13 protein-coding genes are annotated in these 13,930 nt (G+C 52.2%); 5 read left to right on the top strand and 8 right to left on the bottom strand.

Going from position 1 to position 13,930, the window contains the following annotated elements; translation table 11 throughout:
• Positions 1 to 9: 9 nt before the first annotated feature.
• A complete protein-coding gene (locus P0D43_RS08200) occupies positions 10 to 1,923 on the bottom strand; it encodes a propionate--CoA ligase (protein ID WP_394672126.1) in 1,914 nt (637 codons plus the stop codon).
• Between the two features lie 175 nt (positions 1,924 to 2,098).
• Here P0D43_RS08200 and P0D43_RS08195 point away from each other — a divergent pair, with 175 nt between their 5' ends.
• Positions 2,099 to 3,133 carry an extracellular solute-binding protein gene (locus tag P0D43_RS08195; protein WP_394672125.1) on the top strand — a complete coding sequence of 345 codons (1,035 nt, stop codon included), beginning with the start codon at positions 2,099 to 2,101 and terminating at the stop codon, positions 3,131 to 3,133.
• A 130-nt stretch (positions 3,134 to 3,263) separates the two neighbouring features.
• Complete coding sequence (locus P0D43_RS08190; RefSeq protein ID WP_341236451.1) at positions 3,264 to 3,923, top strand: TetR/AcrR family transcriptional regulator; 660 nt, start codon at positions 3,264 to 3,266, stop codon at positions 3,921 to 3,923.
• Positions 3,924 to 4,011: 88 nt separating this feature from the next.
• Here P0D43_RS08190 and P0D43_RS08185 read toward each other — a convergent pair whose 3' ends face one another.
• From P0D43_RS08185 to P0D43_RS08165, 5 genes are all read right to left on the bottom strand, one after another.
• A complete protein-coding gene (locus P0D43_RS08185; protein ID WP_394672124.1) occupies positions 4,012 to 4,902 on the bottom strand; it encodes a MaoC family dehydratase in 891 nt (296 codons plus the stop codon).
• 4 nt (positions 4,903 to 4,906) lie between these two features.
• Positions 4,907 to 6,187 (bottom strand): acetyl-CoA C-acetyltransferase, encoded by a 1,281-nt coding sequence (locus P0D43_RS08180; protein ID WP_394672123.1) that lies wholly within the window; start codon positions 6,185 to 6,187, stop codon positions 4,907 to 4,909.
• A 43-nt stretch (positions 6,188 to 6,230) separates the two neighbouring features.
• Positions 6,231 to 7,658 carry a 3-oxoacyl-ACP reductase gene (locus P0D43_RS08175; protein ID WP_394672122.1) on the bottom strand — a complete coding sequence of 476 codons (1,428 nt, stop codon included), beginning with the start codon at positions 7,656 to 7,658 and terminating at the stop codon, positions 6,231 to 6,233.
• A 127-nt stretch (positions 7,659 to 7,785) separates the two neighbouring features.
• Positions 7,786 to 8,463: a glutathione S-transferase gene (locus P0D43_RS08170; protein ID WP_394672121.1), complete on the bottom strand. Its 678-nt coding sequence runs from the start codon at positions 8,461 to 8,463 to the stop codon at positions 7,786 to 7,788.
• A 5-nt stretch (positions 8,464 to 8,468) separates the two neighbouring features.
• A complete protein-coding gene (locus tag P0D43_RS08165; protein WP_394672120.1) occupies positions 8,469 to 9,449 on the bottom strand; it encodes a rhodanese-related sulfurtransferase in 981 nt (326 codons plus the stop codon).
• Positions 9,450 to 9,616: 167 nt separating this feature from the next.
• On the opposite strand from P0D43_RS08165, the gene P0D43_RS08160 reads away from it, so the two are divergent.
• Positions 9,617 to 10,912: a hemolysin family protein gene (locus tag P0D43_RS08160; protein ID WP_341236456.1), complete on the top strand. Its 1,296-nt coding sequence runs from the start codon at positions 9,617 to 9,619 to the stop codon at positions 10,910 to 10,912.
• Between the two features lie 18 nt (positions 10,913 to 10,930).
• Here the strand turns inward: P0D43_RS08160 and ispH are convergent, their stop codons facing one another.
• Together ispH and P0D43_RS08150 are read right to left on the bottom strand one after the other, a co-directional pair.
• Positions 10,931 to 11,860: a 4-hydroxy-3-methylbut-2-enyl diphosphate reductase gene (gene ispH, locus P0D43_RS08155; protein ID WP_394672119.1), complete on the bottom strand. Its 930-nt coding sequence runs from the start codon at positions 11,858 to 11,860 to the stop codon at positions 10,931 to 10,933.
• Between the two features lie 7 nt (positions 11,861 to 11,867).
• Positions 11,868 to 12,332, bottom strand: coding sequence for an FKBP-type peptidyl-prolyl cis-trans isomerase (locus P0D43_RS08150; protein ID WP_341236457.1), 465 nt, complete (start codon positions 12,330 to 12,332; stop codon positions 11,868 to 11,870).
• Positions 12,333 to 12,514: 182 nt separating this feature from the next.
• On the opposite strand from P0D43_RS08150, the gene gloA reads away from it, so the two are divergent.
• On the top strand, positions 12,515 to 13,054 hold the full coding sequence (gene gloA, locus P0D43_RS08145; protein WP_341236458.1) for a lactoylglutathione lyase: 540 nt from the start codon (positions 12,515 to 12,517) through the stop codon (positions 13,052 to 13,054).
• Positions 13,055 to 13,127: 73 nt separating this feature from the next.
• Positions 13,128 to 13,811 (top strand): DNA repair protein RadC, encoded by a 684-nt coding sequence (gene radC / locus P0D43_RS08140; protein ID WP_159568452.1) that lies wholly within the window; start codon positions 13,128 to 13,130, stop codon positions 13,809 to 13,811.
• Positions 13,812 to 13,930: the final 119 nt, after the last annotated feature.

The following is a 13,930-nucleotide window of genomic DNA, read 5'->3' as shown; positions in this document are numbered from 1 at the left end:
GCTGCTGATTCAATCCATGGCACTTTTGATTTGCGCCAGCGCGGTGGGATCTTCAATGGTGGTCATGTCGCCAGGATCACGGCCTTCACACACCGCCTGAATGGATCTGCGCAACAATTTGCCTGAACGGGTTTTTGGCAGCACATTGACAAAATAAACGCGTGCGGGCCGGGCCACAGCACCCAACTGGCCGTCTACCACTTTCATGATTTCCGATTCCAGCGCTTTTGCTTTGGCAGCATCCAGATCATCGGCCGCCTTCAAAATGGCAAACGCCACTGCAACCTGTCCTTTCACCTGATCGGCCACGCCCACCACAGCCACCTCGGCCACAGCAGGGTGAGAAGAAATACTCTCTTCAATTTCGCGTGTACCCAAGCGGTGGCCCGCCACGTTGATCACATCGTCGGTACGTCCAAGGATAAAAAAGTATCCATCTTCATCGCGAATACCCCAATCGAATGTGGAATACACCTGACGGGTTTTGAAGCTCGACCAATAAGTTTTTACAAAGCGTTCGTCATCGCCCCACACGGTTTGCATGCAACCCGGTGGCAAAGGCCCCTCAATGGCGACCACACCTTTTTCATTGGCCTTGCAGGGCTGCGCGGTGTCCTCGTTCAACACATTCACATTGAAACCAAACACTGGCACGCCCGGGCTACCCAGTTTGCCCGGCATTTCCTCAACACCACGCTGAACGGCCAAAATGGGCCATCCGGTTTCAGTTTGCCAATAGTTGTCCACAATTGGCTTGCCAATTGCACCGGAAATCCAGTCCGACGTGGTTTCATCCAAAGGCTCGCCCGCAAGGAACAATGCCTTTAGCGAACTCAAATCGTATTTGCTCAAGTAAGCGGGGTCTTGTTTTTTCAGTACTCGCACGGCTGTGGGCGCCGAGAACAACACCGACACTTTGTGGTCTTGAACTATCTTCCACCAAATGCCGGCGTCTGGCCGAATGGGCAAACCCTCGTACATCACAGTGGCCATGCCCGCAATCAACGGGCCATAGATAATGTAGCTGTGCCCCACCACCCAGCCGATGTCGCTGGTTGCAAAGAATGTTTTTCCTTTTTCACCCATGAAAATGTATTTCATGGACGCAGCCAATGCCACGGCATATCCACCCACATCGCGCTGCACGCCTTTGGGCTTTCCGGTGGTTCCGCTGGTGTACAGAATGTAACTGGTGTCGGTGGCTGCAAGCCACGTAACCGGCACTTTGGCCGTCGCCAATTCCTTGCGCAATGTGGCGTAATCCTGATCGCGACCGGCTACCGAAGTGAAAGACACCAAACCGCGATTCACCATAAGCACATTGCCAGGTTTAAAGCTTGAGCGTTCAATCGCTTCGTCCAGCAAAGGCTTGTAAGCCACCGCCTTACCTGCCCTGGAACCCGCGTCCGCCGACACAATCACCTTTGGCTTTGCATCTTCAATTCTTGAGGCCAGGCTGTGCGACGCAAAACCGTCAAACACCACTGAGTGAATCGCACCGATTCGCGCACAGGCCAACATGGCAAATGTGGCTTCGGGAATCATCGGCATGTAAATCAAAACCCGATCACCTTTTTTCACGCCCATTTTTTGAAGCATTGCAGCGGCTATTTGCACCTCTTGGTGCAATTGGCGAAAGGTGTAAACCTTTTCCTGATCAACTTCGGTCGACACATAGATCAAGGCTGGCTTGTCACCCAACTGATCCAGATGTCGATCCACGGCGTTGTAGCACAGGTTCGTTTCACCACCCACATACCACGTTGCAAACGGGGGTTTGCTGTCGTCAAGCACCTTCTCGAACGGCTTTTGCCAATGAATCAAATCAGCCTGTCTGGCCCAAAAACCCTTTGGATTGCGGATAGATTCGTCATATAAATTCTGGTAAGTCCCGTTGGACTGATACTTCGCTTGCTCAACCACAGCGCTGTCTCCTCATTCTTGGTGCACCCAATGTAGAAACCCGCGCTTACGACACTCTGACTATCGCTAAAATTATTGTTAAACGAGAACACTTCTTGTTACATAAATAATTACTATTTGCTAGACTAGTGAAGTAAAAAGTAACCCAACCACTCTCAGGAAAGTCCCAATTACCATGAAGAACACTTTCAAAACACTGATCTCAGTTTCAATCGCCAGTTTGATTGGCTTCGGTGCTGTAGCCCAAGCCGACGACAAAGTAATCAACCTCTACTCGGCACGCCATTACTCGACCGATGAAAAAATGTACGAGGACTTCACCAAGCAAACCGGTATCGCCATCAAGCGTCTTGAACTGGGCGACGAAGCGTTGCTTGAACGCATGCGCAGCGAAGGTGCTCGCAGCCCAGCTGACGTAGTACTGCTTGTTGATGCGGCCCGCTTGGCACGCGCCCAACAAGACGGTTTGTTCCAACCAGTGAAGTCAAAAGTGTTGTCCGACCGGATTCCAGCGCAGTTCACCGGTGAAAATGGCTTGTGGTATGCATTCTCAGCCCGCAGCCGCGTGATTGTGTACAACAAGGCGAACGTTGATCCCAAACTGGTCCAGAATTACGAAGACCTGGCCAAGCCAGAAATGAAAGGCAAGGTTTGCACACGTTCTGGCTCACACCCCTACATGCTTTCCCTGATGAGCAGCATGATCAGCCACCTGGGTGAAAAAGGCGCAGAAAGCTGGGCTCAGGGCGTAGTAAACAACATGGCCCGCAGCCCCAAAGGCGGCGATACCGACCAGATCCGTGCTGTAGCCTCCGGTGAATGCGGCGCGGCTTTGAGCAACAGCTACTACTGGGTTCGTTTGTTGAAATCTGACAAAGCCGAAGACAAAGAAGTGGTGTCCAAAGTTGGCTTTATCTGGCCCAACCAAAGCAGCTACGGCGTTCACATGAACGTGTCTGGCGGTGCAGTGGCTAAAAATGCACCCAACCGTGAAGGCGCTGTCAAGTTTCTGGAATACCTTGCCAGCGAATCTGCCCAGAAGTACTTTGCAAATGGTAACAACGAGTGGCCCACAGTTCCCGGCGTGAAAGTAGACAATGCTGCGCTGGAATCACTTGGTGCCTACAAACAAGACGTAACACCGGCGAAAACACTGGCTGCCAACACAGCCCTGTCGCAGCAAATCATGGATCGTGTAGGGTACAAGTAATAAAATTTAGTAACTTACCGATCGCTGATCAGTAAAAAAGCCTCACACTTTTTGTGGGGCTTTTTTTATTCACAAAACTGAAAGAAGCTTGATACACTTCAAAATGTCAATGTAACCGGCAAGTAAATTGGTGAAAAAAGCGAACGATAACAATAAAAACGCAGCGCCTACCCTGGAAACAAAACGCCTGGGCACACGAAAAGTTCCCAAAGAACAGCGCATGGGCCAAATCCTGGATGTTGCTGGCTCAGTGTTTTCTCGCCACGGCTTCCACTCCACCAGCATGGAACAAATTGCTGAAGGCGCAGGTGTCACCAAACCCCTGCTCTACCGCTACTTTGGCTCCAAAGACGCGCTTTACCTGGCCACCATCACACAAGTGGGCAATCACCTCATGTCTGGCCTGTCCATATTGATGGCCAACCCAAATCCCAAAGAGCGACTGAAATTAATCATGTTCAGCTTTTTGACATTTGTAGAACGCCACCGGGACGGTTGGTCGGTTTTGTACAACGAAGCGCTGACAAGTGTTGGTCCGGTTGGCGAGAAGGTGGCCTTCTTTAGAAACAGCTTCATTGAAGCCTCGGCCAAAACCATTGAAGAACTCAACGACCCCTCGAAAGCCAAAAACGACGACAAGGCAGGCATTCAGGCTGTGGCCTTGGCCAACATCATGGTGGGGGCTGTTGAAGCGGGGGCACGGTGGTGGATTCAGCACCCCGAAATTCCGATTCGGGATATGCAGAAAATGATTGAGACCAGCCTGATGCCGGGACTGTCGGAGAGATAGGACAAAGCGAACTTCGCAAACAACGCCGGTGGAATGATTAGTACGGTGAAGCTTTGCAGCAGCGTTGCATCATTGCGCCGATTCAAGATCAAGCCGCAATGCTTCCCACCATCAGCACTTTCGAATCACGCTCAGCCAGTACTTCAAACTTCGAAGCACCACTGGCAGTGACATGCTTCACCGAAATACCCGATGGCAAAAACACGGGCTGCTTGAACGACAAATCAAACTTGCTTGCACGCGAACCCAAACTGGCTTCGACAATGCTCAATGTTTTTGCAGCAGTCCACATGCCGTGCACAATCGCCTGCTTGAAACCAAACATTTTGGCGGTTTGCGCATACAGGTGAATCGGGTTGTAATCGTTCGACACCTTGGCGTACTTGCGACCCTGGTTTTCAGGCACTTTCACGGCAGCATACTGCGCGCCGATCGCACTCAATGGCTCAACGGGTGCAGGTTTCGTCACCGGCTTGGGCATACCCTTCACACGGCACAGAATGGTCATCACGCTGCTCCAGTGCACTTCTTCACCCACCAGAAACTCGGTGTGCACATCAAATTCCAAGCCCAGTGAAATGCTGCGGGTTTCACCCACAGTCTCCGCCACATCGTAAGCAGTGCCATATTCCAGCGGCTTGCTGCATTCAATTGAATTGTGCAGGTGAACCATGCCCAGCATCGGCATGGGGTGCTCTGGGCGGCTGAGCAAATACATGTGCAGTGGGGAAGCCACCACTTGCGGTGCAGTCAAGGAAATTTCATCTTCCTTGAAGCCACACACGGCGTTGTATTGGCGTACCCATTCACGGTCAATGAATACTTTCTTCACCCGGGCACCCAGGCGCGCGGCCTGCGTGTCGGGTTTTGGCTTTTTGTTGGACGTGGTGGCAGCCTTCAGCAGCAGCGCCTTGCCATTTGGAAACTCAGACAGCTCGAAAAATTTCGCCGCTGCTTTCAGGGTGTCATTCACGCTCATGATTTCACTTCTCAATAATTGCAGTTACACCGATACCACCGGCCGCGCAGATAGAGATCAAGCCCTTGCCGCTGCCTTTTTCATTCAGCAACTTGGCCAATGTGCCAATGATGCGGCCACCAGTGGCTGCAAATGGGTGGCCAACAGCCAATGAACCGCCTTTCACGTTCAGCTTGCTGCGGTCAATTGTTCCCAAAGGTGCGTCAAGACCCAGTTTTTCCTTGCAGAACTTGGGGTCTTCCCAAGACTTCAATGTACACAGCACCTGTGCAGCAAACGCTTCGTGAATTTCGTAGAAGTCAAAGTCTTGCAGCTTCACACCGGCTTTCTTCAACATGCGTGACACAGCGTATGCGGGGGCCATCAACAGGCCTTCCTTGCCCGACACAAAATCAACACCAATGGTCTCGCTGAATGTCAGGTAAGCCAATGGCTGAATGCCACGTGCTTTCGCCCAGTCTTCAGAAGCCAGCAACACAGCAGACGCGCCATCGGTCAGCGGTGTGGAGTTGCCAGCGGTCATGGTGCCCTTGCCGCTTTTGCGATCAAACGCAGGCTTCAAACCCTGCAGGCGCTCAACTGAAGAATCAGCACGCAGATTGTTGTCGCGAGTCAAACCATTGAAAGGTACGACCAAGTCATCGAAGAAACCTTCCTCGTAGGCCTTGGCTGCTTTCAAATGGCTGCTTACAGCCAATTCGTCCTGCTCTTCACGGGTAATGCCCCAGGTTTGCGCCATCACTTCACAGTGCGCACCCATGCTCATTTTTGTGCGTGGCTCTGCATTGGCTGGTGGCAATGGTGCCAGGTGCTTGGGGCGAATTTTCAGTAGCGCAGCCAGTTTGCCTTTGGTGTCGCGGGCGCGGTTGGCTTCCAGCAAAATTTTGCGCAAACCTTCGCTTACGGCGATCGGTGCGTCAGTGGTGGTGTCTACACCACCGGCCATGCCCACTTCAATTTGACCCAAGGCAATTTTGTTGGCCACTACAATGGCGGCTTCCAGGCCAGTACCACAAGCTTGCTGAATGTCGAATGCAGGTGTCATTGGGCTCAAGCCTGAACCCAATACAGACTCGCGACACAGGGAAAAATCGCGGCTGTGCTTCACAACAGCACCCGCCACCACATCGCCCAGTTCTTCACCGTGCAACTGGAATTTGTCGACAACGCCACGGAATGCTGCAGTCAGCATGTCCTGGTTGGATTTGCCAATGTAGGCTGTGTTTGAACGTGCAAATGGAATGCGTGAACCGCCGATAATGGCAACGCGACGACCGTGTTTCATAGTTTTCTCCAGATAATTTTTATTTGCAGGTGACGTAAGTTAATTACGCGCCCACCAGGTTTTGTCCGCACACACGCAAGGTGGCACCGTTTACACCAGCAGCCAATGGGCTGGCCATGAAAGTCACTGCTTCTGCAATGTCCACTGGCAAGCCGCCTTGCGACAGGCTGGACAAACGACGGGCCACTTCGCGGGTTACCACGGGAATCGCAGCAGTCATTTGAGTTTCAATAAAGCCCGGTGCAATCGCATTGATCGAAATGCCCTTGCCTTCCAGTTGCTTGGCCATTGCATCCACATAGCCAATCACGGCGCTCTTGGTTGCAGCGTAATTGGTTTGGCCTGCGTTACCGGCAATGCCACCAATCGATGAAATACACACAATGCGCGCATTCGCACCAAAAGCATCGTCAGCCAGCAGTTGGTCGTTACAACGAACAATCGCACCCAGGTTTACGTCCAGCACCATGTCCCACAAGTGGGCAGCCATGTTGCGCATCATTTTGTCGCGGGTAATACCGGCGTTGTGCACGATGATGTCAATCTTGCCGCCTTTGTTCGCGGCAACAGCAGCCAACTTTTGGCCGGCGTCTGCATCGGTAATGTCCAACGGGCAAGCAATACCGCCAATGCTGCTCATGGTGGTACCCAACACGCTTTCATCAGCCGGGCGATCCACACCAATCACGGTTGCACCTTCGCGGGCCAACACTTCAGCAATGGCTGCACCAATGCCGCGTGCAGCACCGGTCACCACAGCCAGTTTGCCAGTCAATGGCTTCTCAGCAAACGCAGCAACCTTCACACCCTTGGGTGCGCCAACCACGGGCAACACCTGACCAGTTACAAATGCTGAATGCGGGCTCAAGAAAAAGCGCAACGCACCTTCAATGCCGTTTTCGGCACCAGTTTTTACCTGAAGCAAATTGGCTGTGGTGCCGTTCTTGCCACTTTCTTTTGCAAGGCTGCGAATGAAACCAGGCAATGAAGATTGTGCAGTTTCAGCCAGGGCGTCTTTGCAATCACCGCGCGGGCGACCAATCACCACGATGCGGCTGTTTGAGGGCACTTTGCGCAGTCGTGGGTTGAAAAAATCGTACAACAAACGCAGATCAGCCACGTTCGCGGCGGCTGTTACGTCGAGCACATACACATTTTCAGGCACGCCGTTGTCGGCCTGGTAAATGGACACATCAACTTTGGCCTTGGCTGCAGCTTGCTTAATGCCATCCAGACCAGCCAAATCAGCCGACACCTTGATGGAAGCACCCATGGCATTCAATGCCTTCACCACCGAAGTAGCCACCGGGCCAAATGCGCTGGCACCCACCAAGGCATTTGCATTGACCAGTGCTTTTTCAGCATAGCCAGCCTTGGCGCGCTTCAACATGGGGGGCACGGGCAAGCCCAGTGCTGCGGCAATTTGTTTACCTGTGGAGGTGTGAACAAATTCAAGAATTTTGTCGGCCATGAGTCTCGTCCTTCTTATAGGGGGAATGTCTTTTTTCAGGGCTTAGCATAGCCCAGCAAGACAATGTTACTGTTGCGTAACTTGCGAGTGTATAGAAAGTTGACCAGAAAATCGTAGAGGGTCGTCTCTAACCCGGAAAGGTTAAAGGTATGTCAGCTGGTTGCCAAGGGCTGTACTTCACCATGGCTGTCTCCAGCAAGTCCGATTGTAGAAAGCCTGCGAGCCACTGCTTCAGCGCCTCGTAACCGGGCACAGCGTCAAACCAGGCCTCATCAGCAATTCGAAACTGGCGCACGAAAGGAAGAATGGCGAAGTCAACAAAGCTGGGTTTGTTGCCAAATAGCCATGGGCCTTGCTGCATCAGCACTTCATTCCATTGCATCAGAATTTTTTCACACGCCGCACGGTGCTCAAGCGGATCACAGGTATAAGACTCCGTGTGATATCTGTGAGGGTACTTGTAACGATCCAGGTTGCGCTTGAACTCACCATCCAGCAACGCAATCCACTCATCACACTGTTGCTGCTGTTGAGCATTCAGCACCAACCAGTCGGCCGGAAAATTCTGACCCACCGCCCAGCGCATTACATCCAGGCTTTCATCAATCACTGTACCGTCTTGCAACCACAATACGGGCACAGTCCCTTTCGGTGAAATTTCCAGCATGTGGGCGGGTTTTGCACGCAACACCAACTCGCGCACTTCAACTTTCAAACCCGCGGCAACAATCGCCAGCCGTGCACGCATGGCATACGGGCAGCGGCGAAAGGTGTACAGCACAGGCAAACCAAGTTGGTGCTCCACCCTATTTACTCCGCATGCGCTTCTTTGGGTGGCATCTTGCGGCCAATGTGCTTTTCATTGCGCAGTTTGGCCAGTTGAATCTGCTTCTGGCGCTCGCCAAAACGCTGCTTCTGATCATCCGTCAATGAATCGTAGCAATGCGGACAACCCACACCCTGAATGTACTTCTCGCTTTGCTTTTCTTCATCGGTAATTGGCATGCGGCATGCGTGGCAAAGGTCGTAGTGCCCCACCTGCAAACCATGGGTAACCGACACACGCTGGTCAAACACAAAGCACTCGCCTTTCCACAAGCTTTGTTCTTCAGGAATTTCTTCCAGGTATTTCAAAATGCCGCCTTCAAGGTGGTAAACCTCTTCGAAACCCTGCTCCAGCATGTAGGCCGTGGACTTTTCGCAGCGAATGCCACCGGTGCAAAACATCGCAATTTTCTTCGGACGCTTGTCAACGGGCAGGCTTTTCAAATTCCTCTCCACCCATTCCGGAAATTCTCGAAATGTGGTGGTTGCTGGGTCTACCGCACCTTCAAAGGTACCAATTGCATATTCGTAGTTGTTGCGCGTGTCGATTACCAAGGTATCCGGGTCTTGAATCAAGGCGTTCCAGTCCGAAGGCTTCACGTAGCGCCCCACCAAACGCTTGGGGTCAATGCCGTCTTTGCCCATGGTCACAATTTCACGCTTCAGCTTCACTTTCATGCGTGTAAAGGCCTGCTCGGGCGCAATCGAATACTTGGGCGCCAAATCCGCAAATCGGGCATCGCTCCACAAATAATTCATCAGCGCCACAAGGCCTGCGCGCGGCGCACTCACTGTGCCGTTGATGCCCTCTTTGGCCAGCAACAAGGTGCCCAGCACGTCGTTATCAGTGCACACCGCTTCAAGCGCTGGCTTGATGACTTCGAAATCGGGCAGGCTGACAAACTTGTACAAAGCTGCAACCACGATTTGGTCGGATTGTGGAATAGAGGATTCGCTTATGGACATGGCAATACTTTCAAAAAAATCATCTGACAAAACAACTTAGCCCGGTATTGTAACCGAGCCCCCGGTTTTACCCAATCAAGCAAAAAGCCAAAGCGACACGGGCTTTGGTAAACTGGCAAACACAGCCGCACAACGCGGCAGCAACACCTACAACAAGAACACACATCATGAATGCCTTCTGGATTTTGGTCCTTTTGATTTTGGTTTCCGGCTTTTTTGCCCTCTCGGAAATGGCGCTGGCCTCTAGCCGCCGGTCCAAGCTGCAAACCATGGCCGACGCAGGCAACCCAAAAGCACGCATTGCCTTGCAAATTATGGACAACCCCAGTCGCCTGCTGGCCGCCACACAAACCGGCATCACTGCGGCCGCATTACTCATGGGTATTTATGGTGAATCCGCCCTAACAGCCACCTTTCAGCATTTCATTGACCAGTACTTCCCAACACTGACCGATTGGGCCGATGCCATTTCTTTCACAGTCACCATTGCCTTGGTCACCGGCTTCTCGATCATTTTTGGTGAAATTGTTCCCAAACGGCTGGCCATTGCCAACCCTGAAAAAGTAGCCGCCTTTTGCGCACCCTTCATGTCAGTGTTTCTGAAAGTACTCAGCCCGGCCATTGCCCTGTTGTCCAAAGGCTCCGATCTGGTACTCAGTTTTATTCCCTTCAAGGCTGCTCCCGCAGTCAGCACCATCGAGGAAATTCAGGCATTTCTGGATGAAGGTGCAAAAACCGGCATGCTGGCCCCGGAAGAACGCCATTTGATGAGCAATGTGCTGCGCCTTGAAGACCGGCGGCTGGCCTCGGTCATGACCCCGGTCAGCGACATCGCCTACATTGATTTGCATGCACCGCGTGAAGACAACCTGCGGTTGTTGCGAGAAGCACCCCACTCCATGCTGCCGATTTGCAAAGGCAGTTTGCAGCAAGTCATTGGCGTGGCCGAAAGCCACGACATTCTTCAGGCCGCCATGGAAGGCGACATCGACTTTGCAGAAATACCCCTGCAAAACGCCTTGTTCGTACCCGCCTCACTCACACTGGTTGATTTGCTGCGCACATTCCGGCAACAAAAAAACACCTTCGCATTTGTGGTGAGCGAATTCGGCATGACCGAAGGCATTGTGACCATCGACGATGTGTTGTCTAGCGTGGTGGGCGACATGATGCCGATGATGGACACCCCCGAAGAAGCACTGGCAGTGAAGCGCGAAGATGGTTCGTGGCTGCTGGACGGCCTGCTGCCCATCGACGAAATGAAAATCAAACTGGGTATTCGCGACCTGCCCCAAGAAGACTTGGGCAACTTTCACACCGTGGGCGGGTTCGTGTTGGCCTCACTTGGGCGCATACCCAAGAAAACCGAGAAATTCGACTGGAACGACTGGCGATTTGAAGTGGTCGACGTAGACCGCAACAGGGTGGACCAGGTGTTGGCCACCCCGAAAACTCCAGGCTGATTAATCAAACCTTGGGGTTCAAACCCGAGGATTCAAACCTTTCGGCATGGGGAAAGCAATATTTTCTTCCACGCCTTCCAGATTGCGCACTGACAAAGCGCCCCACTCCTTCAGGCGCTTCACCACACCCTGCACCAAATGCTCGGGCGCAGAAGCACCCGCAGTCAAACCAATGTGCTTTACACCCTCGAACCAGGTTTGCTCAAGGCTGTCTGCGTTTTCAATCAACTTGGCAGGCACACCCAGCTTCTCGGCCACTTCACGCAAACGGTTGGAATTCGAGCTGCTGGGGCTACCCACCACCAACACCAACTGCACCTGGCGCGCCATGAATTTCACCGCATCCTGCCGGTTTTGAGTTGCGTAACAAATATCGGCTTTTTTGGGTTCCCGAATGTCTGGAAATTTGGCTTTCAGCGCTGCAATTACTTTGGACGCATCGTCCACACTCAATGTGGTTTGGGTCACAAACGCCAGCGGTGTGCCTGCAGCAATGGCAAGCCGGGCTACGTCCTCTTCGGTTTCAACCAGGTAAATACCGTCGTTGACCTGCCCCATGGTGCCTTCCACCTCCGGGTGGCCCTCGTGACCAATCATGATGATTTCACAACCCTGAGCACGCATTTTGCTCACTTCCACATGCACCTTGGTGACCAGCGGGCAAGTGGCATCAAACACCTTCAATCCCAGGCTTTCAGCCTGGCTGCGCACGTCTTGCGACACGCCATGGGCAGAAAACACCACGGTGGAACCTGTGGGGACATCTTCAAGTTCATCGACAAAAATTTCACCCTTGCCACGCAAATCCTCGACCACAGTTTTGTTGTGAACAATTTCATGCTTCACATAAATCGGCGAGCCAAACTGCTGCAGCGCGCGTTCCACAATTTCAATGGCGCGGTCAACACCCGCGCAAAAACCACGTGGTTGGGCCAGGCTAATTTCCATACTCACCTCACAGCACCCCGATCAACTGCACTTCGAATGTCAGCGCCTTGCCGGCCAGGGGGTGGTTAAAGTCAAACAAAATATCGTCTTCACGCTCCTCCACCACCGTGCCTGCAAACTGGCCACCATCGGGGGCAGGAAAATGCACAAATTCGCCCGACTCAAACTTTGTTCCTTCCTCTGCGTACTTGGACAACAAGGCTTTGCTCACCGGGCGATACAAATCGGGATTGGTGTCGCCATAACCGCTGCCAGCAGGCAAGGTAAATATGTCACGTTGACCTGCCTGCATGCCAAACAGGCAACGCTCCAACCCCTCGGCCAACTGGCCGGCGCCAATGCTCAAGGTCGCGGGTTTGTCCTCAAAAGTGGAAACAATTACCTGCTGGCTCTCAGCCAGGCGAATACGGTAATGCAAGGTCACGAATGAAGATTCATTCACCACGGGCTTGGGCTGTACTGCATCAGTCATTTCAACATCCTGAAATCATTTCAAAAACGCCTCTATTCTACGCCTTTGAAAGCGTTCAAGCAGTCATAGACTGGCGCGAATGGTTCGAGTTCGTCCTCACATTGTGGTAATAACATGAAGGTAAAACTTAAATATCCGAATTTAAAAATGCATTGAAGAACGAACAAAGGAGTTTAAACGCCATGGCATTTAATACAGAGAATCACCCTGGGGCGTGTGCAAAAGTACCCGATGCCACCCAAGGTTTCGTTTTGAACCACAGCATGTTGCGTGTGAAAGACCCCGCGGTTTCGCTTGATTTTTACACCCGGGTCTTGGGCATGCGAGTGCTTCGAAAACTCGATTTCCCGGAAATGAAGTTTTCACTTTATTTTTTAGCCCGAATCGATAAGCAAGACGAAGTGCCCGAAGAAGAAGGCCAGCGAACAGCCTGGACATTCAGCCAGCGAGGCATTCTGGAGTTAACTCACAACTGGGGCACCGAGAACGACCCCGAGTTCAAATATCACGATGGGAATCAGCAACCACAAGGATTTGGACACATTTGTTTTTCGGTCCCCGATCTGGCAGCCGCAGTGCGCTGGTTTGACGAGAACGAGGTCAACTATGTGAAGCGCCCTGATCAAGGCAAGATGAAAAATGTCGCATTCATCAAAGACCCAGATGGCTACTGGATCGAGATCGTGCAACCTTCGCTGCTTCACGCCTTGGGAAAATCCTGAATTAAAATTCAGTCGCACAGTGTGAACTTGCCCTCCCTGAAAGCCACTCAATGGCTTTCAGGTTCAATTCCCGATGAGTATTCAAAGCTGGCCCAAACACGATCGTCCTCGCGAGCGGCTTATTAAACAAGGGGCACAGGCTCTCTCCGACGCTGAACTTCTGGCAATTTTTTTGCGCACCGGCCTTCCAGGTAAAAGCGCCGTCGATCTGGCTCGCGAAATGATCACGCAGTTCGGTGGCTTACAAAACCTGAATCGCGTTTCGCTGGCAGAATGGGTTCAAATTCGCGGCCTTGGCGAAGCCAAATATGCGCAACTTCGTGCCTGCCTTGAAATGGCGAAACGCTGCCTGAATCATGAATTGCGCGAGACACCCAACTCGCTGGGCACACCAGACCAGTTTGAACAATTTGTGCGGGCTCAAATCGGCCTAAGCGACGTTGAAAACTTTTTGGTCATTGCCCTGGACAGCCAACTCAAAGTGCTTGACCACAAAATACTGTCGAGTGGTACTGTCAACAAAACAGCTGTTTTTCCGCGTGAAGTGCTTAAATTCGCCATACAAACCAATGCACCGCGCCTCATGATCGCCCACAATCACCCCAGCGACTGCTGTACGCCGAGCAACTCGGATGATCGCCTGACACGCGAGCTTTCCGCCGCTTTGGCCCTTGTTGATATAGACTTGGTGGACCATTTGGTTGTCGGTCCCACCTGTGGGTATTCCTACAGACTCAACAATCGTCCACCTTTTTGATTTTTTCCGCAAAAAAGGCTGGGCAAAGCAATCGTAATTGGTTACAATCTTGGACTTCGCCGCAAATCCATGGCTTTTCAATTTATGCCGTGTGGTTTTGCAGATACACTAATTTGCTG

The sequence above is a fragment of the Limnobacter sp. genome (assembly GCF_043511195.1).
Taxonomy (GTDB): Bacteria; Pseudomonadota; Gammaproteobacteria; order Burkholderiales; family Burkholderiaceae_B; genus Limnobacter.
This window is presented reverse-complemented; position numbering and strand designations above follow the sequence as displayed.